The organism is Candidatus Oscillochloris fontis, assembly GCF_004138135.1.
Classification (GTDB): Bacteria; Chloroflexota; Chloroflexia; order Chloroflexales; family Chloroflexaceae; genus Oscillochloris; species Oscillochloris fontis.
Map to the genome: position 1 here is coordinate 1 of NZ_RYFD01000010.1, position 22,744 is coordinate 22,744.

Genomic DNA, 22,744 nt, shown 5'->3' on the forward strand with positions numbered 1-22,744 from the left:
GCCGGGGGGCGCGTGATCCGCAGCGAAGAGTTGCGTGTGAACGGCCCGCAGATTACCGCCCTCAACCCAGATCACGGACTCCCCAACACCCAAGTGGTTATCACTGGGCGCAACTTCGGCCCCGACCAGAGGCGCAGTAGCGTCACCTTTGCCGGTGATGTGGCCAAGGTCGAGACGTGGAGCGACACTGAGATTCTGGTGATCGCGCCCGATGCGCTAGGCAGTGGGCACGTGATTGTCACTGTGCAGGGGATTGCGAGCAACAGCATCTACTTTACCCAAGATCGTGAATCGATTCCGGACGTTGAAATCACGCCCAACAGCAAGCCACGGAAATGCTTTGCCATGGAACCCTACGAGCCACCTGGCCCATGGATCATTCCTGCTGGCGATGATGGCCCCTTTATTGGTTGGGCTTGTGTTAGTGGTGACAAACTGTATGGTGGGGATATCTCTTTTCGTACCGGATGTCCACCGCCGGATGACACGACTGGTTTTCTGTACATTTCGGGCGATTTTGATGGTGTTAGTGCGATTACAGATCCATACGGTTCGCTGTCAGGTACCTACACCCCCAACGGCATCACACTGACGATACACTATGATGGGATACCGGGTGTCTGCCCCGATGGTACGGCGACGGTGGTCTTTGACCACTAGATCCAGAAACTACGAAACTCCTTTATCGCATCTAAACATCGCGCCCCTATACTCCTCACAGGTGCAGATGGCACCCGTGAATCCAGGAGCGTGGCGCGATGTTCGCTCGTTCGTTTACTCCGACCCTCAGCGCCATGCCGCAGCAGCCGGTGGCGTTGCGGCAGAGGCCAGGTCAACCGATGGCGCACCTGCTGGCGCACTTCAGCCCGATTAGTCTGGATCAGATGGATGCGGTGGCCTTGCAAAACCGCACCGACACGAAGTATCTGCTGCGGCGTGCCCAACTTGCCGATATTCTGCAAGCGGTCGCCGATCAGTATGATGTGTTAGAGATGGCGGGTAGCCGTGTGTTTGGCTACCAGACGCTCTATTTCGATACGCCCACGTTTGATCTCTACCTCCAACATCATGCAGGACGCGGCAACCGCTACAAACTGCGCAGCCGCTGTTACCTCAATAGCGGGCAGTCCTTTGTTGAACTGAAACAGAAGAGCAACAAGGGGCGCACCCTCAAGCAACGTATCACCACGCCGCGCATGGTCACACACTGGAGCCAGGATCTCGACGCCTTTGTGGCGCGGTATCTGACGGGGACTGTGCCCAGCCTGCGCTCGCAACTCTGGAACAGCTTCTCCCGCATCACGCTCGTGAACCGAAGTGCGCAGGAGCGGGTCACGATAGACCTCGGTCTGCGCTTCGGCAGCCCCGACACGATGTTGGCGTTGCCCAACTTGGCAGTGGTTGAAGTGAAGCAGGCGGGGGTGGAACGAAGATCGGGGATAATGCAGCAGTTCAAGGCGGCGGGCGTTCGGCCCCACGGGTTCAGCAAATATTGTGTCGGTGTAGCCATGCTCTACCCACACATCAAGCACAACCGCTTCAAGCCCCATCTGCGGATCATTGAGCAGCTTGCTGGAAATGAATAACACCATGAATACCGATCTTCTCAGCCTTGCCCTGGGCGCAAGCCTCAATCTGGTGGTCGCACTGGTGATCACGCGAGGCATCTATGCCGTGCGCACCCCGGATCGCAACTACGTCTTTTCGTTTCTGGCCTTCAACAGCCTGATCTACTTCGTCTTGGCCATGCTCACCAGCGTCGAACTGAGTATCGGAGTGGGCTTCGGCCTCTTCGCCATCTTCTCGGTACTGCGCTACCGCACCGAAGAGACGCCCATCCGCGAGATGACCTACCTCTTCGTGCTGATCGCACTGCCGGTGATCAATGCCGTGTTGACACCGAATGGGGCGTTTGGGCAACTGCTCTTGGCGAACGGGTTTGTGATTGTGCTGCTCTATGTCTTAGAGCAGGGTTGGGGCTTCACGTTCCAATCACGCAACCGCGTCACCTACGAGCGACTCGATCTGATCGTGCCCGAACGGCGCGCGGAACTCCTGGCCGACCTGCGCCAGCGCACGGGCTTGCCGGTGCAACGAGTAGAGATCGGGCGGATTGATCTGCTGCACGATACAGCCGAGTTGACCCTCTTTTCCTAATCCAGAAAGTTTCACCCATATGAAGATGCTATGGCGCACCCTCCTTAGTTGCGGCTTGGCGGGTACTCTGCTGAGTGCCTGTGCCACACCGAGTACACAATCCACCAGTAACGAGACGGTCGTGGTGGTTGCGAGCACCCCCACCACAGTCGCCGACGTTTTAGCGCAGAAGAGCACCCCGGAGGTGGTAGTCGTACCCACCATAACAGACAGCGATCTCCAACAGATCAGCCTGAACGGAACCAGCATGCAGAGTAGCAGCGCGGGGGTGCAGATCCAAGGGAATATTGCCACGATCACCACCGCAGGCAGGTACCAGATCAGCGGAAACCTAGATGATGGACAGATCATTGTTGAGACCAGTGACGATGCGCCGGTCGAGATCATTCTGAATGGGGCCACACTACGCAGCACCACCAGTGCCCCGCTGGTGATCGAGCAGGCCAGTAGCGTCATGCTCGTCCTTGCCGCTGGCAGCCAGAATAGTTTGGCTGACGCCGCCACCTACCTCTACCCCAGCGCAGACGTGGACGAACCCAACGCGGCACTCTTCAGCCGCGCCGATCTGCACATCAGCGGCACTGGCAGTTTGCAGATTGAAGCCGCCTACAACGATGGAATCAACAGCAAAGATAGCCTCACCATTAGTGGAGGTGACATTCAGGTTCACGCGGTTGATGATGGCATCCGGGGCAAGGACTACCTCGTGATCGATGGTGGCACGCTCACGATTGAAGCAGGCGGCGATGGCCTCAAATCCGACAACGAGAATGATAGCAGCCTAGGCTATGTAGCGATCAGCAACGGCCAGATCAGTATCACCAGCGGGGGTGACGGCATCCAAGCGCAGACCGACCTGCTGGTGAGTGGCGGCGAGGTGCAGATCGTGGCGGGCGGGGGCAGCCAGGCCAGCCTCGCTGCTGACGCCTCAGCCAAGGGGCTAAAGGCGGCGGGTGCGGTGATCATTGATGCTGGCAGCATCCAAATTGACAGCGCCGATGACGCCATCCATGCCGACACCGACATCAGTATGAACGGCGGGATCTTCAATCTGGCCAGCGGCGATGACGCCATCCACGCCGAAGTGAACCTGGGTATTCACGGGGGCGAGATCAGCATCAGCCGCAGCTATGAAGGCATCGAAGCCCAACACATCACCATCAGCGACGGGATGATCAACGTGAACGCTTCGGATGATGGTGTCAATGCCGCCGGAGGCGAAGCGAACGCCCCGCAAGGCAACCCACCACCCCAAGACAATCCACCACCGCAGGGCAATCGTCCTTCCGGCAACATGCCCTTCCCTATTGGGCGCATATCAGATGTCAACTATACGCTGAACATCACCGGAGGCACCCTGATTATCAATGCAGAGGGAGACGGCCTCGACATCAACGGCAGCATCACCATGGATGCGGGATTAGTGATTGTACATGGGCCAACCCAGCGGATGAATGCCGCGCTCGATTATGACTATGAATTTACCATGAATGGCGGCACACTCGTAGCTGTTGGGAGTGCCCAGATGGCGCTCGCACCCACCGAAAACTCAACCCAGTATGGAGTTCTACTCAACTTCCCATCGGTACAGGATGCGGGACAGATCATTCACATTAAGGATAACCAAGGGGCCAGCATCCTCACCTTCGTTCCCAGCAAAGCATATCAAACCCTGACCTTCTCTTCACCGCAACTCATGTCGGGCGCGAACTACACGGTGATGCTAGGGGGCAGTGTGAGCGGCATCAGCCAGAACGGCCTCTACACCGAAGGGCAGTATACCGCAGGGAGCGACTACACCACCTTCGATGTTACAGGTATCATCACGAAAGTTGGCGAGTTTCAGCGCTGGAGGTGAGAGGTACCCTCATCCACCAAGATCGAGGCGCAGCAGAGCGGCACGAGCGGGGCAGGCTCCCTGAAACTCGGCTGAGACCTGCACCGCCGGATCAACATCAGCACGGGCCACGGGCACAAATCCGTAACGCGAGAAATAACTTGCTGCCGTGGTGGTGAGCAGATAGACCCGCCGTATACCGTGGGTGCGGGCGAGGTACAGTGCTGCCACGAGCAACTGGCGACCAACCCCCTGGCTCTGCTGCGCGGCGGCTACCGCTACCGAGCGTAGCAGAGCCTCCGCGCCATACCGCTCTAGAGCCGCGCTACCAACAACCGTATCGCCATCGCGGGCCACCAACGCGGTATCGAAGTGCTCGGCCAAGCCATCGTGCGGCAGACCGTTGGCACTCAGCAGCGCGAGCACAGCGGGGAGATCGCTCGGAGTGGCCGGGGTAATCTGGATGCTTGTCATCACGTCCTCCAAGTGGAATACCCCGCCCAACATCCACATTAAGCTCGGCGGCGGGCGGTAATCGCACAGCTCGTAATTTTACCATCCAGAGCCGCAACAGCCTCAGCCGGGAAGGCAGCGAGCAGCGCCTCAGCCTGATTGTAGCTTTGGAGATCGGCGCTGCTATAGCGCAGAGTCACCTCCAGATTCACCTGGGTAAAGCCAGCCGCCTCAAGGATCTCGCGGTATTGGCTCATCGTCAACGCCCCGGCGAAGCAGTGCGCCCAACTCAACGCCGTGCGCAGATCAGCCTCGCTCACCGGCAGTGTACTCAGATCGCCATCGAAGACAATATCGGAGACCGCCAATCGCCCGCCGGGCTTGAGCACCCGAAAAGCATCGGAGAGCACCTGGCCCTTGTCAGGGGCAAGGTTAATCACACAGTTGGAGATGATTACATCCACACACTGATCGGGCAATGGAATATGCTCGATGTCACCCTTGAGGAACTGCGCGTTGGTGACACCCACCTTCTGCATATTGCGTTGGGCAGTCTCCAACATCGCATCGGTCATATCCAGACCATAAACGAAGCCCGCCGTACCCACCTGACGGGCAGCAAGCAACACCTCAAGGCCACCACCAGAACCCAAGTCGAGAACCGTTTCGCCGGATTGAAGTTGAGCGAGGGCCAGCGAGTTGCCACAACCGAAAGAGGTCGTAACCATATCGGACGGGAGCGTGGCGATAGTCTCGGCACCATAGAACGTGATCTCCAAATTGGACGGGCCACAACAACTGCTGGAAGGGCCGCAGCAGCCGTCGGCGGCCTGAATGGCGTTCCCGTAGTGCTCACGGACAGTCGCTTTAATCGCGGCGGGGTCGGTTAGGGGCTGGTTCATGGTTATGCTCCTTGTATTGATAATTATCAATATAGTTGCGATAAAAAAAGTGGAACGATCCTGGTGGTTGGATTCTACTCCTTGATGATGAGTATAGCAAATAGATTGAAGAACGTCAATATAGTTACGGTGTATCCAGGGCATGGGCAGAGTCCTTGGGGCTGCGCCCCAAACCCCAATTTTTGTTGTTTTTTGGCGGCTACGCCGCCAAAAAACAACAAAAAAAGATCTTCGGGGGCGGCGAAGCCGCCCCCGAACCCCCACCGGAGGTGACTTTGCCCATGCCCTGATTAGGGCATGGGCAGAGTTGCCGCCTAGAGCGCTTCAGCCTACAATAGGGTCAGCCATCGTGGCTTGTCCTGGAGGAACACACCATGCCTGAGCTGCGGCAGAACTTGGCCACCCGTGAGTGGGTGATCATTGCGAGTGAGCGCGCCCGCCGACCCAATGTCTATGCCGAGGCAACGGATCGCACCTTTACCCACGAACGTGATGAGCACGACGAGCGTTGCCCGTTCTGTGTGGGCAATGAGGAGCTCGATCTTGAGGTCTGCCGTTTGCCCGAAGATGGGCCGGAGTGGGATACACGGGTGGTACGCAATAAGTATCCCGCCTTGGCTGAGGTTGGGCCACTCATTCGTACCTTTAATGGGGTCGAACGCTTTATTACCGGGGTGGGCTATCACGAGGTATTGGTCGAACATCGGCTCCACAACGCCACCATGGCCCTGATGACCGACGAAGAGATCCGCTCGGTACTCGAAATGTATCTGCGCCGTGGACGCGAGATCAGTGTTGATCCGCGTGTTGAGCACCTAGTCTTCTTCAAAAACCATGGTGAACGCGCCGGAGCTTCGCTGCCTCATCCCCACAGCCAGATCATCGGCCTGCCCATCGTCCCCGGTGATATTCGCCACCGCATCGAGGAGGCACGCCGCTTCTTCGATGATACCGGGCGCTGTGTCTTCTGTACCATGCTCGACGATGAACTGAGCCGGGGTGAGCGCATGATTGCCGAAAACGAGCACTTTGCCGCCTTCGTGCTCTATGCCTCCTCATCGCCCTTCCATATCTGGATCTTACCACGTGCCCATCGCGCCAGCTTTATGCACATTGATCCCAGCACCCTGATCCATCTCGCACCATTGCTGCGCGATGTACTCTTCCGGCTCTATACCCACCTCAATGATCCCGACTACAACCTGATCCTGCGCTCATCGCCCACTAAGGAGCCGGAGAATGGCTACTTCCACTGGTACCTGGCGATTGTACCCCGCCTCAGCCGTAGTGCCGGGCTTGAATTGGGCAGCGGGGTCTGGATCAACCCCGCCATCCCCGAAGAGTGTGCCGCCTTCCTCCGTGGTGAGTGACGGCGTGCTTAACGCTTCTGCTGCATCTTGTTGGCAATTGCCAACAAAATGAGTGAACCCAACACCGCCACCACAAAGCTCGAAAGGCTAAAGGCACGGAAGGTGAACGGATCGCCCGTGAAGAGTTGCATCACCGCACCACCGATGATCGCTCCGACAATACCCACAATAACGTTGAAAAGGCAGCCATGCTGGGCACCACGCCCAGCAAGCTGGCTCGCCACCCATCCGGCAATGCCGCCAAAAATGATCCATGCGATTGGTCCCACAGGAATCCTCCGTATGTTTCGCTACGTGCGAAATAACAAGGGGTAGAGACGCAATATCTTGCGTCTATCGAGAGACACACTATCTTGCGTCTCTATTCAATTCAATCCTCCACCTGCACCCCCGCCAGCAGATCACGTTCGTGAAGCCCCGGTACAGGTGCTGGCTCCGCCCGCATAAAGGTATCGTGGCCCCCCAAAAGTAAGAGCACCCCCCCCAACATCCCGCGTAAGCCCCCCGATCCGCCACCCTGGCTGACATGGCAAGCCGATGCGGCAGCACTCGCTCGGCGTACCGGCCAGACATCAATCGAGGCATGAATCGGGAAATCCACCTCGGCCAAGGCCACAAAATCAATGTCGCCATTCGTCCCAAAACGGCGCGGATCACGCCCAAAGAGCGGCATCAACCGCACCACGAGGCGCAACAAACGCCGCGAGAAGGTGTGGAAGTAGAGCTTCTGCGGGCGGTAGGCAGGCAGATCGCCCGGAAACTGGGCCGCATCGCCCGCCGCCGCAAACGCCGCTACTGTTGCCTGCTGAATAGCAATATGATCGGGATGCCGATAGCCGCCAATCGGATCGAAGGTGAGTACCACATGCGGGCGTACCCGGCGTATCTCATGGGTAACCCGTGCGGCCACCGCTTCAGGGGGCTGGGCCACCAACGCTTCAGGGTGGCGGTTCGCCTCCGCCCCTGGCATCCCCGAATCACGGTAGCCCAGCATCGTCACGCTCTGAAGACCCAACTCCTGGGCCGCACAGCGCAACTCCGCCGCCCGCCGATCCGCCACCGAGGCGTAGCCCACAAGCAACTCCGGGGCCATCTCACCCTCCTCACCCCCGGTTGCACACACCAAATGCACCTCTGCCCCACACCAACTGTAGAGCGCTAACGTCCCGCCCATCCCGAAACTCTCATCGTCGGGGTGCGCCAACACCACTAAGATGCGCGGGCGTCCGCCACTATATCTCTCCGCCTGATAGAGCATGATCGCACCTAACTGTTGTAGAATTATACTGAATGTAGCCTACCACAAACCCTGCGCCTGCGGTAACGGTTCATATTTGGGGTAAAGAAACCTCGTGTTGACGCCAAGGCGCAAGGACGCAAAGGTTTTGTTGCAGGCTTTGCGCCTCTGCGTCTTTGCGTCAAAATCTGGAAGCTAGGAGAAGTGTGAACGATTACCACCTACGCAGAAAGGAAGCCCGATGCGTCTTGTCACCTTTAGCCCCCCCGCTGGCCCGCCCCGCGCCGGTGTCCTACTCGGTACCGCCGTGGTCGATCTGGCCGCCGCCGCCCCCCTCGTACTCGAAGAGGCTGAAGCGCAGCGCTGGGATCTGCTCAGTCTGCTCCAGGCCGATCAGGATGAGGGTAACCTCGAAACCGCCGCCGAGATTGTCGCGGCAGTGATCCAGTTGAGCGGTGGGGCGGAGATGGGCAACAGCGAACTCCACCTGGGTGGCGCAGCTATGCTCCTCCCCCTCACCCAAGTGCGCCTCCTCGCTCCACTACCCCGCCCTGCCAGCGTGCGCGACTTCTTCGCCTTTGAACAGCACGTCGCCGCCGCCGCCGCCCTGCGTGGCCAGCCCGTCCCCAGCGAGTGGTACCGAATCCCCACCTTCTACTTCAGCAACCACGCCGCTATCTACGGCCCCGATGCCCCGATCCCCATGCCCCAGAGCGAGGCGCTCGACTACGAACTCGAACTGGCCTGCGTCATCGGGCGCACCGGGCGCAACATCAGCCCCGACGAGGCGAACGACTATATCGCCGGGTATATGATCATGAATGATTGGAGTGCCCGCGACCTCCAGCTCCAGGAGATGGCCATCGGCCTCGGCCCGGCCAAGGGGAAGGATTTCGCCACCTCACTCGGCCCCTGGCTGGTTACGCCAGATGAACTGGAGATCTATGCCGATGATGATGGGCACTTGAGCCTCACCATGCAGGCACGGGTGAATGGGGTCGTGCGCTCATCCGGAAACGCGGCGAGTATGTACTACCGCTTTGCCGACCTGATCGCCCACGCCAGCCGCGATGTCACCCTCTACCCCGGCGATGTACTGGGAAGTGGTACGGTCGGGAGCGGCTGTCTGCTCGAACTCACCCAAGGCTATGGGCCGTGGCTCGCCCGTGGGGATGTGGTCGAACTAGAAATAACCGGGCTAGGCGTTCTACGCAATAGTATCGAATAACCTAACTCGATCCGCGCTGCCCACGCAAGCGCCAGATCAGACTACCCAGAGCGGGGCCAAAACGGTTGATGAAGCGCTGCCGATCCCGCCCCGCATCATAGATCTGATGCGCCAACTTCGCCACCTGGGTGGTGTCTGCACTCGCCCCCACCACCTCGGCTGCGGGCACCTCAAAACACACCGCATCCAGATTAAAGGTCGCCGCAACATCCACCAGATGCGGCACCGACTCATACGGCGGTTCAAGCAAGACATTGGCGCGCACATAGATCCCCTGATCATGGGCGCTACTGACTACGTGGCTGACCCGGTGACGCGTCTCCGCCGACTCAAAGACCCGACTGGCTCGCATCGTCAGCGTCAGCGCCTCACAGCCAGCCTGCGCCAGCGGCACCATCAGCGCCGCATCCAGTAACTCGGCATCAGCACTCGCCTCCCAACGCACCATAAGTTGGGCATCACACAGGAGGCGCAACATCTCCACCAACCACGCATGATCCATCGTCAACAGCACATCGGGGAAGAGAAAGTGGCGTAACCCAAACTCCGCCGCAACCGTGCGCAACTCGGCCACGATCTGACTCGGCACCCGCAAAACCACATCCCCCGCTTTACGCACATCACGGCCCGCAATCAGCATGGTCGTCTGGAGTTCCCCGCCCACCGCACGCAGGTTGTAGCCCTCCAACGAGAGCAAATGGCGGGAAGGGAAGGGCAGCGCATCTATCGACTCAAGCGCTGCAAGATTCTGCTGACAACCGTCAGTTCCACCCCGCTGCTGCTGAATCCAGGTCAGTGCTTCACAACAGACATGATGTGCATCCAAACTGCTACGGCTCATCGGAAGCACTAAGACATGCTCATGCTGATCTTGATGCAACGCCTCTAACGCCGCTGTGCGGAGTTCGGCCTGATCACCAGCCACCACCAATATGTGCGGGCGAAATGAGCGCAGTGGCAAAAATGCACTACTCCACGCCGTCTCTGGATCAAGCCCTAGATCATAGATGCGCACAATATGACGCCGCTGCTCCAATAACGTGGCAAGATAGGCTAAACTCAACGGAGGTATGCATACCGTATTGGCGCTCGGAAGAGCAATCAATGCCACATTCATGCACAAACCTCTCTCTCCAGGGGCATCATCAGTGATACCCGCGACGATCATACCAGTGCATGATCGCACTCTTCCAGAGTGTCCGGCGTTAACATATCGTTAGGTAGCGCAAGAGAACGGTGACAATATCATCAAGCGGCAGGTTCACGGATCATCTGTTCGCGCCGCACCAGAGGAATGGTGAAGTTAAAACAACTTCCCTGGCCGACCTCACTCTCCACCCAGATCCGCCCGTTGTGTCCCTCAACAATCTGGTGACAGATCGAAAGCCCCAAGCCAAGATGCACACCATGCGGCGAGGATTTATGCTCTAAGCGATAAAAACTGCTAAAGATCTTCTCGCGTTGCTCCGCTGGAATTCCCACCCCAGTATCTGCAACCTGTACCTGTACATACTGTTCATGTACGACCGCACGCAGAACGATCTTTCCTCCTGCCGGGGTTGCCTTCATTGCATTCTCGATCAGGTTAGTAAGCACCTGACCAATCCGCTCCGGATCCATCAGCACTTCTGGGATGTTCTCAGGAATAGCCGCCTCTATTGTCAAGCCAAACTGCTCAACCAGAATCTGGAAACGAGTATTCGTACTCCGCAACAGATCAGCGAGATTAGACCACTGCGGCTGAAGGCGCAAGCGTCCCGCTTCAAGCCGATTAAATTCGAGCAACTCGGTAATACGCCCCTTGAGTGCATCGGCCTGATTATCGGCTAAGCCCAAGAACTCCTGTTGTAACGCAGTGAGTGGGCCAGCTTTACCTTGCAACACCACCTTGAGGAAGCCATTGAGGGTATTCAATGGATTACGCAACTCATGCGAAACCATAGAAATAAACTCAAATCGCCGCCGTTCTTGCAACTTCTGATCGCTCACATCATGAATCACCAGCGCTACATAGCTCGCATCATCATCAGCCTCGGTGCGCACCAGCGAGGCAAAGATCTGGTAGGCCCGTTGCTGATCATCCTCACCAAAGTGAATCTCGCGCTGAATCAATGGTTGGGGCTGCGCCCGCAATTCTCGACTCATGTGATCCAGTTCATCACGCAACCCATCACCATTCGCATCACTCTTCTGGAGAGTCTGATACGCCACCGGGTTCGCGATCACCATCGCCCCCTGCGCATCCACCACGATCAGGCCATCACCAATATCCCGCACCACCGCCTGAAGCATGGCTTGTTGATGTTCGAGGCGTGTATGCAATTCGGCATTCTGGATGGCCACACTGGCCTGGATACTAAATGAGGTGAGATGGCGTGCATCGGTGGGAGTAAAGGCATGACGCTGAGCACTCACAACCGTGAGCGACCCAATGACCTGATTATGCGGATCAACGAGCGGCACACTCAGCGCCGAAAGGATACCAGCCCGTTGCAGGTAACTCCAATCTGCATCCAGCAGCGCATCCCCGACCACCACCGGCGAATGGCTCTGCACCACCTGTTGGGCCAACGGCTCCGCCCACAGATGCGGTGCGCCCCCACCCATCCCCAAGGTACGGTGGGTAAACCCCGCTCCACTCACCAGACTCAGCCCGGCAGCACTCACCCGTGGTGCCCCGATCATCTGCATCATACTATCCAGAATCTGACTCAGAACCTCATCGAGACTCAACGAACCCGTGATTGCCCGCAGACTCTCCTCCAACGACTGCTGACGCCGAATACGTACCCGCAGGTCGGTATTACTACTCTCGAGTTCCGCCACCCGCGCATCATACTCAACCCGCATCTGAATCAGTTGCAGATCAAGATCATCAGTACGGCGCAAGCGGCGCTCCGCGAGGACAAACAGCAGACAAACAAAGAAACAACTCGCAGCAATCAAACCCCAAAAACCCACTACCTGATCCGCTCGTAACATCCCAAAATCAACCCCAATGCGATAACTCGCTGCTAAATAGAGCGGCCCAAACAGGGTTGGAACGAGCACGACCGGCAAAAAGGTACGCCAAGAGTAGACCACCTTCAAGGCCATTACCATATAGATCGGAAAGATGATCAATTTGAAGGGCGCAACCGCAACAATCAACCAGAATGAGATCGCCACATCAGCCAATATGCCAGCGATCTGCACTCCACGGAGTTGTAGTTGATGCTGGCTCATCCGCGCATCTCGCAACGCCAGCAACCAACCAAAATGAAAGGCGGTATAGAGCAGCAACCCACCCGCCACAATGGTGTTCAGGGGTAGCTGAGACAACGACCAGAACACCATCATAATGAGTAAGATGATCATCAGGAGCCAGTCGCGCATCGTTGCTCGTACCCATGGCTCTGCACGCGCAAAGAGCATATCGGTCGTAGCCATGAACAACGCCTCCTGGCGTCTTGTCTCAGGCTTCAAACTTATAGCCCAGATTACGCACCGTTATCACATGACGCGGATGTTCGGGATCACGCTCAATCTTCGTGCGTAGACGCCGTATATAGACCGCCACCAGATTGCCCTCGCCTTCGTAATCATAGCCCCAGACTTTGCTGAGGATCTGACTCACGTTCAAGATCCGTCCGGCATTCTTCATTAAGTAGTAGAGCAAACGGAATTCGAGTGGCGTTAACTCTATAGTACGCCCATCGGTAAAGATAACCTTATGTTCCACCGGATCAAGGGTCAAATCACCCTGACTCAGGCGTGACGAGGTGCTCAACAGATCACTATTGCGCCGACGCAACACCGCCTCAACCCGCGCCAATAGTTCAGATGGCTCGTAGGGCTTGACCAAATAGTCATCACCCCCGATCTGCAAGCCCATCACTCGATCCTGAAGCTGCGAGCGCCCCGAAAGAAAGATGATCGGGACATCTGAGTTGCGCCGGATCTGGCGGCAAATATCAAAGCCATTTGACTTGGGCATCATGACATCAAGCAGAATGAGATCCGGGTTATGCTGATCAACCGCCTGAAGGACACTCTGCGCATCGTACACCTTGATTACGCGATACCCAGCCTCTTCTAGCACAAACGAGGTCAGCTTGACACTGGGGATATCGTCATCAGCTACCAAGATATACATAGCACTGCTCCTTCGTGCAACCCGGTACGTAGATTACAATTTTAACAGAAAAGAAGGTCGAGGCGCAATACCTTGCGCCTCGACCTTCAGTGGAGGTTTGGGGGAGGCTTCGCCTCCCCCGAAGAACTTTTTTGTTGTGTTTTGGCGGCTTCGCCGCCAAAACACAACAAAAATTGGGGTTTGGGACGCAGCCCCAACATGGGTTTTAGGGCGTTAGCCCTAAAGTTCACACCAATAGGCGGCTTCGCCTCCCCCAAATATTACCGCGCCCGCGCCACCCGTTCACGCATGCGCCGCCGTGCCGCCATGGCCCCCAGGCTGATCGGGATCGGTGCGGAGGGTGCAATCCGCAACGGCACTGGCTGCTGCTGCGGTGGGTAGCCCAACAAGCGCATGATCGTCGCCTGATCCTGCTGCGGAACATAGCGCGATTGCAGCCGCCCCTCGACTTGGCTAAAGACGACCCGCGCTGGCTCCGGACTCAGGCAGTGATGCGCCCCGCCCCGCCCCGAAATCATCTGCTGGTAGGCGCCTACCCCGCAGATGGCCAGCACCAATCCCTCGCCAATGTCGGGTAACATCAGCGGGGGCTGATCCGGGCGCGGATAGACATCGTCACTATCGCAGGTGCGCCGCCCAGCCAGCCGCACCGGGCGTACCGGACGATCCCAGCCGTTCAAGGGCACGATCACAAACTCCTGCCCCTCAACCAGAATGCTGTCCGGCAGGCTCACCATCAGGCTCCCGTTCACCAAGTACCAGTCCGGCTCACCCGCCTGCCCGGCCTTCACCGCACCGACCTCCAGCAAAAAGACGCTGTGGGTCGCCACGGTGTAGCGCCCGAACTCGCCCACCAGATCCGGCATCGGCACATCATACTCGGCGCAGGTGTCACGGATCACCCGCATCAGACGGGTCAGGAAGCCGACATAGTCAAACTCAAACCCCAGCCGGTAGCCCGATGTCGGTACGCCACCACCAAAGTTGAAGTAGCGCAGTGTCGGCACCTGCTGACGGAGGCGGCAGTAACCCTCTACCGAGTCGCGCAGCGTGTTGAGGAAGTGCGCCTCATCCTCCACCTGGCTCCCGATCATGGCGTGATAGAGCACCAGCCGGTGGCGACTCGCGGCGATCATCTCCGCCGCCTGGGTGATCTCAGCCCCACTCAGGCCAAAACGATCCTGGCCCGGATGGCGACCATCCCGATTACCCGCCGCCCGCTCGCGTACCCCAAATTGCATCACATGCGGGCTGCTGATCAGATCCTCAAGCTCGTTCAGGTCATCCAAGACCGGCGTAAGCGTCTCACAACCATCGCTGCGTAGCTCGCGAATCGCCGCCAAATAGTTCGGCTCCTTTGATCCGTGGCAAAAGATCAAACGTCCCTTCGGCAACGTTCCCTGCCGCCAGAGACGATGGGCGATCATCACATCGGCCGCCGCCGATGTCTCATAGTGTACCCCCGCCGCAAGAGCGGTCGCCACCGCCTCAGCGGCAAAGTTGGCCTTGGTGGCGTAGGCATAGAGGAAGGTACCAGTATACTCGCTGTTGTGGCGAGCCTGCGCGGCCCAAGCGTGCATGCGCTCCACCTGGGTCGTAATTTGCGGAGTATAGACCACTTCGAGCGGGGCACCATGGCGGTTGGCCAACCGGTTCAGGTTAGCTTGCCCACCCAGCAGGATCTGGCCCTGCTCACGGGTGAGAAAATCAGTCAACGGCCCCTCCGGGGCAATGCCATGGCGATCCTGGATGTACTCGGCGTAGATCTGTTGCTTCAACTGTACCAATGCCCTCCTACAGACAAGGATGATCTTCCCAGAAGTGAGAAATGACCGGCTGTGGCGAACGCAGACCGCACACAGCCATGCCGTCGTGCATAACGCACAACCGCGTTGCCATATGTGGCCGTGAATACGCTACGGGGATCAAAAAAGCCCCTGCATCCGTGTGCAGGAGCCATCCGAGAGGAGCGGCGCGTATCGTCTACGCGCCCAGGCGGATTCCAATCCGCCCTCCGTTAGGAGGCGTCACAGGGGTGCAGTCTGGATGGCGCAGCGTATGTGCGCATAAATTGTCAGAACTGTCCATACTGCCTCACATAAGCCCGCCCGACGCCACCACTCTGCTAACATGTCACCAGCGACAGTCGCAGTGGCGCTATCCGCTTCGCGTTCGGTGTTGCGTGTTACGTGTGTCGGGTGCCTTCCCGAAACGCGAAACCCGTGACCCAAAAACGTAACGGGGGGCGCGAATAAGCCGGTTGATTGGCTCAACCAAGTGGGCATTATACACCTAGAACTATGCACTGTCAATATGCGTTTTCCTGCTTCCCAGTCAGGAAATTCGCAATCGTGCGCAGGATGATTTTGATGTCCAGCAGCAACGACCAATTTTCGATATAGTAGAGGTCGTAGCGGGTACGATCTTCGATACTCGTATCGCCGCGTAGCCCATTCACCTGCGCCCAGCCGGTAAGCCCGGCCTTCTCTTTGTGACGACGCATATAGCGCGGGATCTGCTGGCTGAATTGCTCGATCCAGCGCGGTTGCTCCGGGCGCGGCCCCACCAAGCTCATCTGGCCAATCAAGACGTTGATCAACTGAGGCAACTCATCTAAGCTACTGCTGCGCAATACCCGCCCCACCCGCGTCACCCGTGGGTCGTTGGGGGTTGTCCAAGTCCCCAACGCTTCTGCATCAACTCGCATAGTACGGAACTTGAGCATCCAGAACGGCTGTACGTCCATCCCCATCCGCTCTTGCAAGAAGAAGACTGGCCCTTTGGAATCGAGCCGAATCGCTAGGGCAATCAACAGCATCAAAGGTGCCGCTACCAATAAGAGCATAGACGAGACAACCACATCCATCGCCCGCTTGAGTGCCCGGTTCCAGGGGATGTCCAGGGCCGCATTCTTCACGCTCACCAGTGGCAGATCGCTCAGGTCACCAATCGAAACCTCGTTATTGGTGATCAATTGGAAGGTGTCCGGGTAGACCTTGATCTCCACCGACTCGTCTTCGGCCAAGCTGATGATCTCCATCAAGTCTTGGGTTGAGCGCCCCGACAGCGCGATGATCACCTCATCAGCTTGGGTCGCCCGCACCACCCGCCCCAGTTGCGCCGTGCGCCCCAACACCGGCAAATCCTCGATGATCGTCCCAACCGGGGCACTATCCGAGATGAAGCCCTGCACCCGGTAGCCCAGATCGGGTCGCCGCCGGATCGTATTCCATACCAACAGCCCCGGCTCACGTGCCCCCACCAGCAGCACCCGGCGTGTATCAATCCCATACCTGCGTAACCAGACCACCCCCCAGCGATGCAGAACCCGCAGGGTAACGCAAGCAAAGAGGGCGATCAGCCAACTCCAGGCCAGCACATCGCGGCTCCAGGGCAGATCAACCGCACCCAATTCGGGGAGCAGGGTGTTGATCAACAGAGCAACCACGGTCGTCAGCGAGATCGAGGTCAGCACCTTGAAGGCTTCATCCACTCGCGAAGCACCGCGTCGCATCTCATACAGGCCGTTAAAGGTAAAGACCAGCATCGCGGCCAGGTTGAAGAGCAGTAGAAACCGCATCGCCACCAATGGGTCAGAGGGCAGCAGGAGGCCCGCATTACGCATGGCTTCCAAGTTACTAATATAGACGCCGATAAAGGCCCCATTGATGGCCACCAGATCGCACGCTATCAGCCCGGCTCGCAACAGTGCCCGCCATGTGCGTGGGTAGAGTTGGGCCTGGGGTCTATCCGACCCGGCGCGCGGCTGGGGGGAGGAGGTAATTGCGGCCAAGGGCAAGCAACTCCTTTAGCGTAATGCCTAGTTCGATCAGCGCATTTAGTGCGGCTGGGGTGGTGGCGGCGTAGTGTTTGCGATGGAAGATGCGCATCGCAGCATAGAAGGCCCGAATCGAAGGAATTGCCCGCCGAGTACTCGCAGCGCGTTTGTAGTGGTGGATGATCACCCGTGGGTAGTAGGCAATACGCCAACCATACGTTTTGATCCGGTACGCCCAGTCCAGATCTTCGCCATACATAAAGAAGGCTTCGTCCAACAGCCCCACCTCACGCAGCACGCTATGGCGCACGAGCATACACGCCCCCACAAGTGCGTCCACCTCAGTCTCCTGATCGGGATCGAGGTAGGTCATGTTGTAGCGCGCAAAACGCGGGCTGCGCGGGAAGATCTGTGCAAGGCCGAGCATCCGGTAGAGCGCCACCTCCGGGGTGGGGAAACTGCGCCGACATGCCAGATCGAGCGACCCGTCGGGTAAGAGCAACTTCGGGCCAACCGCACCCACCTCGCCATGCTGCTCCAGATACTCCACCAAGCCATCGAGCGCCCCGGCGGGTACCAGTGTATCGTTATTCAGCAACATCACATAGTCGGGTGAAGTAGGGGCATTCAGGATCTGGCGCAGCGCCAAGTTGTTGCCATGCGAATAGCCACCATTAATCGGACTGACGATCAACTTGGCTTGGGGGAAGCGCGTCTGCACCACCTCAGCGCTCCCATCACGCGAGGCGTTATCCACCACCCAGACCGTTACAGCACAGCGCGTCGGCGTCGCATAGATCGATTCGAGGCAATCCGCAAGCAGATCGGCCCGGTTATAATTCAAAATGACAATCGCCAGACTCGGCATAGTTCCTCCGCACAGATATCAGGGCCACCACAAGGCCCGATCTGCGGCGCGGATATTATACCAACTTCGGTGGATTTAGAACAATGGTATACTAGCTCATAGTAAACTAGAGGAGAGATACCATGACCACTGTCGAACAAGTGCGAATGGCAGCCCGCAAGCTCTCACCTATTGATCAACTCCAACTCATCCAAGAGTTGTTACGAGGTCTCCAAGAGGGCTATCAACAACCTAGTATCGAACTTCCGCCAGTGGTGCGCCACACCCCGCCCGTCACCGACTTGGCGATGATGGCGGCTGACTTCTGGCCAGAAGACGAAAGTGCTGACGCTATCAATAACTTCATCGCCGAGCAACGCGCAGCTGACCGAATGAGCGATCAATGACTACTGTTCTACTTGATACCAATATTGTCTCATTTGTACTTAAACACGACACACGTGCCAACCTATATGCGCCGCATTTACTCAATCAAGAACATGCACTTGCTATTATGACGATTGCAGAGTTGTTCCAGTGGGCAGCCTTACGTCATTGGGGTGAAGCCCGTATCACTCAATTGGAACAGCATCTGAATCGCTACACATTACTCCCGGTTGATATCGAGGTCTGTCGCTATTGGGGAAAGGTACGTGCCGCCCGTAGCGCCGCTGGACTCCCTCTTTCACCCCAGGATGCATGGATAGCTGCGACCGCTCTACGCTACAATCTACCGTTGATAACCCACAACCCTGATGACTTTCAACAAATCTCCGGGCTGCTGGTTATTACGGAAGAGCGCTGAATAGCAACTACCCCACCACCAAATAGACAATCAACACCAACAGTTGCCACACAATCGGCAATAACCCACCCAGAATCGCCTGACTATCGCGCCACTCGTAGAGCGCCTCCCAAAAACCGCGCGCCAGCCAGAAAGTCCACACCATCGCCCCGATCCAGGCCAGAACTGGCAAGACGACAATGCCCGCGATCTGTACCACCAGCGCCGCTATGAGTGGCAGTAAACGGGGTAGTTGGCTGGTCGGGTAGAGTGGCACTGCCCGGTAACCATCCTCGCCGCCACCCGTCTTTTCATCCAGAAGTGTCGAGGCCAAGGTGATCATTGGCCATTCGATCATCCCCAAGAGCCAGATCCCCAAGGCCGCAAAGAGTATCCCCCATCCGGGCACCACATTCCCCAATAGGCCCGCCAGCACAATCAGTAGCGCCGGAGGTAGGGCAATCAGTGCCATGCGGGCCGCTGCTGGGATCAGAGTCGGTATCCGCAAGGTGCGCGTGTCAGGATCAGAGCGCACCACACTCACCATCGCCTCACGCGCCCCCCGCCCATCCATGGCGTGCCACAACAACGTTGAACGCGCCTCTTGCTGCAAGATCGTCGGTCCGCCCGCCTCCTCCAAGGCGACAATCTGACCAAGTGACTGCTCCAACATCGGCTGGAAGTTGCTGATCGCCGAGGTGATCACCACCCCCGGTGTCACACTTCCATCGTAGAGCAGGCTGGTGAAACTCTGGCTCAGTGGCAATGCGCGGCTTTGCAGCAGCAAGACCTGGCTCTCTTCGGAGATCTCGGTCAGTTTGAGCGCATGAATTCGCTGCCACGGAACTAACCGCCAGCGCCGCCTCAGCCAATCGTACACCGCAATGCCCTCTCCTCGCACCTCCAACGCTGGGAAGAGGTGGCTGACCCAGAAGATCACCGCGATACTGAAGAGCAACATCAGATGTGCCGCAACCAGAATCCACCACGGTGCGGGCAGATCCGGACGATCCGGGATGCCCATAAAGGGGACGCCGCTCTCAGCATAGGATTGGAAGAGTTGGCGATAGGCGGGATCGCCGCCACCCCAATCAAAGAGCGGAATCCAGCGCAGCGCCGGAAATTCAAGCGCGAGAACGTGCGCCCAGACCCCCAAATAGCGCAAAATGGTCACGATCACCAGTACGCTCACCGCCGCTTTGACTAACCCAGTGATGCGTGCCGGATAGACTGATGCGGAAGGACTCCCCAACGGCGATGCGGCTACTACTGGGCGGGCAGAGTTGTCGGCATGACCCTCGCGTGGTTTATGGCTGAAGAATGCCTTGGGGCTGAGGATCAGGCGGAAGACCGGCGACTGCGCATCTTCCTGCAACTGGATGGGCTGTGCCGTCTCACTGGCGCGGGAGGTTCGCTCACTCTCGCTCAGCATGGTCTGAACCAACCCATCAAAGTCGTTGATGCTTGAGGTGATATAGAAGGCTGGTTGCCAGTTCATGCCATGTGCATAGAAGAGGCTATAAACCCGATGCCAGGGCGTCAGATGCTGCTTGTCCGTCTGTACCAGCAACACAAAATGCTCACTGGCGTGATCCTCGGTCACCTTCACCGCCAGCACATGTTCCCAGGGAATCGGCAACCACGAGCCAGCGAACTCGACCAACAGCCCCTGCGAACTAGTACGCACCGCCGGAAAGGCATTGCGCAGAATCAACGTCGCAAAGAGCGCCAATGCAGCAAGCAGCAGCGGTTCGATCAATATGGGGCCAAATGTAGTTAGCTGAGCGGAGGAATACGAGTCGGTTGCAATCCAAGATACCAAGCTCCCCAACACAGGCAACTCAGTGATGAGATCCGCAGGCTGGCCATACAGCCCCCAGAAGGAGCGTAGAAAGGCAAACCCGACCTGCGCCGAGGTGAGCACCACCAGGAGCGTGCAGAGCCAAGCAACCGCGCTGATCAGCATCCGTGGATAGGTATGAACCGATTCTGTTTGGTACATGGCCCCCCCGCTTACCCACTCACATCACCCGTTTGGAGTTGCTGAATCCGCAACTCAGCCGCATCAAGCAGTGCTTGGCACTCAGCCGCCAGACGAATCCCCTCTTCATACAACGTGAGACTCTGCTCAAGTGGGAGATCGCCCGATTCAAGCTGAACTACCACCTCCTGCAAGCGTGCATAGCGGGTTTCGTAGGTATGAACGGGGGATTGATCATTCATCTGCATTCATCCTCATCGGTTGGGACAATCACTTGGACATGCAGGTCGCCGGAGCGGGTGGTAATAACCAGGTGTTCACCAAGATTCACCTGATCAGGATCGGTGAGAAGGTGACCATCACTGACTCGGCGCACCAGCGCATAGCCACGCACGAGGGTCGCCAAGGGGCTAAGTGCTTGTAGTTGAGCCTGTAGGCCCCGCAGGTGGCTGCGGCGCAGTTCGGTACGGCGAACCATCTGGGCCATCAGGCGGCGTGCGAGATCATCAAGCTGCTGGCGATCCCGCGTAATGCGGCGCAATGGGGCAACCTGATTCATCCGCTGGACGAGACGATCACCTTGTTCACGGCGGGACTGGATCGAGACGCCCATATGAAGCCGCGTGCGCAGATAGGCGATCTCAGCATACAGATCGCTCAGCGCCGGTACCGCCAACTCCGCCGCTGCCGAGGGCGTCGGTGCCCGCAGGTCGGCCACAAAATCCACAATTGTCGTATCGGTCTCGTGGCCCACCCCTGTGATCAAAGGCACCGGGCTGGCAAAGACGGCCCGCGCCACCGCCTCATCATTAAAGCACCACAGATCCTCAATCGAACCACCCCCACGTGCCAGAATGATCAGATCAACCTCGGCCTGGTAGATCGCATAGAGCGCCTCGACAATACTATCGGGCGCACGTTCACCCTGCACAACACAGGGCGCAATCAGAACTTCGGTGAGGGGGAAGCGCCGACGGAGGATCGTGAGCATATCCTGAAGTGCCGCCGCCTGTGGTGAGGTAACAATCCCGATTCGGTGCGGCATCGCTGGGAGTGGGCGTTTCCGCTCCGGGTTGAACAGCCCCTCGGCGGCGAGACGCTGCTTCAACTCCTCAAAGCGTGCATTGAGCAACCCCACCCCGGCAGACATGATCGTATCCACGACCAACTGCAACTCGCCCCGCGTCTCATAGATCGAGACCTTACCATGGGCCAGCACCGCATCACCAACCCGGGGCAGACTCGCATGCCGATCTGCAAAGGTACGCCACATCACCCCGCGCAGGGTCGCACCTTCATCCTTGAGGGTAAAGTAGCAATGCCCCGATGGGTAGCGGCGAAATTCGGAGATCTCGCCCACCACCCACAGATCGCGAACAATCTCATCCGCTTCAAGCAACTCGCGCAGATAGCTATTGAGCTGTGCAACGCCAAGTGCCTGCATCACCGTTCGACCCTATACCGGCTCTACCACCATGAGTGGCTGGCCATATTCGACCGGCTGACCATTGGTGACCAGAATACGGACGATCCGCCCGGCCACATCACTCTCGATCTCATTCATCATCTTCATAGCCTCGATGATGCCCACCGAATCGCCGACCTGGATGCTATCACCCTCCTGCACAAAGGCGGCATCCTTGGGTGAAGGGGAAGCATAGAATGTCCCCACCATCGGCGCGGTGATGGTATGCCCAGTCGGTACCGCGACCTCCGCCGCTACTGGCGCATGGGCCATGGATGGAGGCATAGGCTGAGGAGCCATCGCTGCCACCGGCGGGGCCAGTGTCTGGGCCACGGGCGCATGAGGAACCGCCGCAAGCTGCACGGTCGTCCCGCGCTTCACATGCAGTTTAGTATCCCCACGCTCGATCAGAATCTCGGTAATATCCGTTTGGTTCATCAAGCGCAGCAACTCACGCACCGCACTCAGACCAAAGTCATCACCGTTCTCGGTAGGTCCCGCATTCGTCTCATTGATCATGGGCTATTACTCAGCGCATCTACAAGCCGAAACCGCTTCATTGTAGCATAC

The 22,744-nt window shown here is 58.0% G+C and carries 22 protein-coding genes; 8 read left to right on the top strand and 14 right to left on the bottom strand.

Translation table 11 applies throughout. The features are described 5' to 3' along the window. From EKD03_RS05915 to EKD03_RS05930, 4 genes are all read left to right on the top strand, one after another. Positions 1–660 (top strand): IPT/TIG domain-containing protein (locus EKD03_RS05915; RefSeq protein ID WP_174842819.1); only part of this gene is annotated, 660 nt, incomplete at its 5' end. A 98-nt stretch (positions 661–758) separates the two neighbouring features. Then, positions 759–1,586, top strand: coding sequence for a polyphosphate polymerase domain-containing protein (locus EKD03_RS05920; RefSeq protein WP_129628570.1), 828 nt, complete (start codon positions 759–761; stop codon positions 1,584–1,586). A gap of 4 nt (positions 1,587–1,590) precedes the next feature. Continuing rightward, entirely contained in the window at positions 1,591–2,157 is a 567-nt protein-coding gene (locus EKD03_RS05925) for a DUF4956 domain-containing protein (protein WP_129628572.1), read from the top strand. A gap of 19 nt (positions 2,158–2,176) precedes the next feature. After that, positions 2,177–4,015 (top strand): carbohydrate-binding domain-containing protein, encoded by a 1,839-nt coding sequence (locus tag EKD03_RS05930; RefSeq protein WP_129628574.1) that lies wholly within the window; start codon positions 2,177–2,179, stop codon positions 4,013–4,015. A 9-nt stretch (positions 4,016–4,024) separates the two neighbouring features. Here EKD03_RS05930 and arsN2 read toward each other — a convergent pair whose 3' ends face one another. Continuing rightward, positions 4,025–4,468 carry an arsenic resistance N-acetyltransferase ArsN2 gene (gene arsN2, locus EKD03_RS05935; protein ID WP_161569193.1) on the bottom strand — a complete coding sequence of 148 codons (444 nt, stop codon included), beginning with the start codon at positions 4,466–4,468 and terminating at the stop codon, positions 4,025–4,027. A gap of 38 nt (positions 4,469–4,506) precedes the next feature. Then, positions 4,507–5,349 (bottom strand): arsenite methyltransferase, encoded by an 843-nt coding sequence (gene arsM, locus EKD03_RS05940; protein ID WP_129628578.1) that lies wholly within the window; start codon positions 5,347–5,349, stop codon positions 4,507–4,509. A 374-nt stretch (positions 5,350–5,723) separates the two neighbouring features. Between arsM and EKD03_RS05950 the strand changes: the two genes are divergently transcribed. Further along, positions 5,724–6,719: a galactose-1-phosphate uridylyltransferase gene (locus tag EKD03_RS05950; protein WP_129628582.1), complete on the top strand. Its 996-nt coding sequence runs from the start codon at positions 5,724–5,726 to the stop codon at positions 6,717–6,719. A gap of 8 nt (positions 6,720–6,727) precedes the next feature. Here the strand turns inward: EKD03_RS05950 and EKD03_RS05955 are convergent, their stop codons facing one another. Continuing rightward, positions 6,728–6,988, bottom strand: a complete 261-nt coding sequence (locus tag EKD03_RS05955) for a GlsB/YeaQ/YmgE family stress response membrane protein (protein ID WP_129628584.1) — start codon at positions 6,986–6,988, stop codon at positions 6,728–6,730. Between the two features lie 101 nt (positions 6,989–7,089). After that, positions 7,090–7,977 (bottom strand): PIG-L deacetylase family protein, encoded by an 888-nt coding sequence (locus EKD03_RS05960; protein ID WP_238613407.1) that lies wholly within the window; start codon positions 7,975–7,977, stop codon positions 7,090–7,092. Between the two features lie 220 nt (positions 7,978–8,197). Between EKD03_RS05960 and EKD03_RS05965 the strand changes: the two genes are divergently transcribed. Continuing rightward, on the top strand, positions 8,198–9,184 hold the full coding sequence (locus EKD03_RS05965; RefSeq protein ID WP_129628588.1) for a fumarylacetoacetate hydrolase family protein: 987 nt from the start codon (positions 8,198–8,200) through the stop codon (positions 9,182–9,184). A gap of 1 nt (position 9,185) precedes the next feature. On the opposite strand, the gene EKD03_RS05970 is transcribed toward EKD03_RS05965, so the two are convergent. The 6 genes from EKD03_RS05970 to EKD03_RS05995 all read right to left on the bottom strand — a co-directional run bounded on the left by EKD03_RS05970 (position 9,186) and on the right by EKD03_RS05995 (position 17,965). Further along, a complete protein-coding gene (locus tag EKD03_RS05970) occupies positions 9,186–10,301 on the bottom strand; it encodes a radical SAM protein (protein ID WP_129628590.1) in 1,116 nt (371 codons plus the stop codon). 131 nt (positions 10,302–10,432) lie between these two features. Next, on the bottom strand, positions 10,433–12,613 hold the full coding sequence (locus tag EKD03_RS05975; protein WP_129628592.1) for an ATP-binding protein: 2,181 nt from the start codon (positions 12,611–12,613) through the stop codon (positions 10,433–10,435). Positions 12,614–12,638: 25 nt separating this feature from the next. Next, positions 12,639–13,319 (bottom strand): response regulator transcription factor, encoded by a 681-nt coding sequence (locus EKD03_RS05980; RefSeq protein WP_129628594.1) that lies wholly within the window; start codon positions 13,317–13,319, stop codon positions 12,639–12,641. Between the two features lie 260 nt (positions 13,320–13,579). Continuing rightward, the gene (locus EKD03_RS05985) at positions 13,580–15,097 is read right to left on the bottom strand and encodes a type III PLP-dependent enzyme domain-containing protein (RefSeq protein WP_238613408.1); all 1,518 of its coding nucleotides are present in this window, start codon (positions 15,095–15,097) and stop codon (positions 13,580–13,582) included. A 530-nt stretch (positions 15,098–15,627) separates the two neighbouring features. Further along, complete coding sequence (locus tag EKD03_RS05990; RefSeq protein ID WP_238613409.1) at positions 15,628–17,112, bottom strand: undecaprenyl-phosphate glucose phosphotransferase; 1,485 nt, start codon at positions 17,110–17,112, stop codon at positions 15,628–15,630. After that, complete coding sequence (locus EKD03_RS05995) at positions 17,066–17,965, bottom strand: glycosyltransferase family 2 protein (RefSeq protein WP_129628598.1); 900 nt, start codon at positions 17,963–17,965, stop codon at positions 17,066–17,068. The genes EKD03_RS05990 and EKD03_RS05995 overlap by 47 nt, the downstream gene beginning before the upstream one ends. A 122-nt stretch (positions 17,966–18,087) precedes the next feature. On the opposite strand from EKD03_RS05995, the gene EKD03_RS06000 reads away from it, so the two are divergent. Together EKD03_RS06000 and EKD03_RS06005 are read left to right on the top strand one after the other, a co-directional pair. Then, the gene (locus EKD03_RS06000; protein ID WP_129628600.1) at positions 18,088–18,351 is read left to right on the top strand and encodes a hypothetical protein; all 264 of its coding nucleotides are present in this window, start codon (positions 18,088–18,090) and stop codon (positions 18,349–18,351) included. After that, positions 18,348–18,749 carry a type II toxin-antitoxin system VapC family toxin gene (locus EKD03_RS06005; RefSeq protein ID WP_129628602.1) on the top strand — a complete coding sequence of 134 codons (402 nt, stop codon included), beginning with the start codon at positions 18,348–18,350 and terminating at the stop codon, positions 18,747–18,749. Before EKD03_RS06000 ends, EKD03_RS06005 begins: the two co-directional genes overlap by 4 nt. A gap of 7 nt (positions 18,750–18,756) precedes the next feature. Here the strand turns inward: EKD03_RS06005 and EKD03_RS06010 are convergent, their stop codons facing one another. From EKD03_RS06010 to accB, 4 genes are read right to left on the bottom strand one after another with little or no spacing between them, the layout of a single operon-like run. Further along, positions 18,757–20,730, bottom strand: coding sequence for a hypothetical protein (locus tag EKD03_RS06010; RefSeq protein ID WP_129628604.1), 1,974 nt, complete (start codon positions 20,728–20,730; stop codon positions 18,757–18,759). Positions 20,731–20,741: 11 nt separating this feature from the next. Continuing rightward, positions 20,742–20,951, bottom strand: coding sequence for an exodeoxyribonuclease VII small subunit (xseB, locus tag EKD03_RS06015; protein WP_129628606.1), 210 nt, complete (start codon positions 20,949–20,951; stop codon positions 20,742–20,744). Continuing rightward, on the bottom strand, positions 20,948–22,153 hold the full coding sequence (gene xseA, locus EKD03_RS06020; RefSeq protein ID WP_129628608.1) for an exodeoxyribonuclease VII large subunit: 1,206 nt from the start codon (positions 22,151–22,153) through the stop codon (positions 20,948–20,950). The genes xseB and xseA overlap by 4 nt, the downstream gene beginning before the upstream one ends. 12 nt (positions 22,154–22,165) lie before the next feature. Then, positions 22,166–22,693, bottom strand: coding sequence for an acetyl-CoA carboxylase biotin carboxyl carrier protein (accB, locus tag EKD03_RS06025; RefSeq protein WP_129628610.1), 528 nt, complete (start codon positions 22,691–22,693; stop codon positions 22,166–22,168). Positions 22,694–22,744 lie beyond the last annotated feature (51 nt).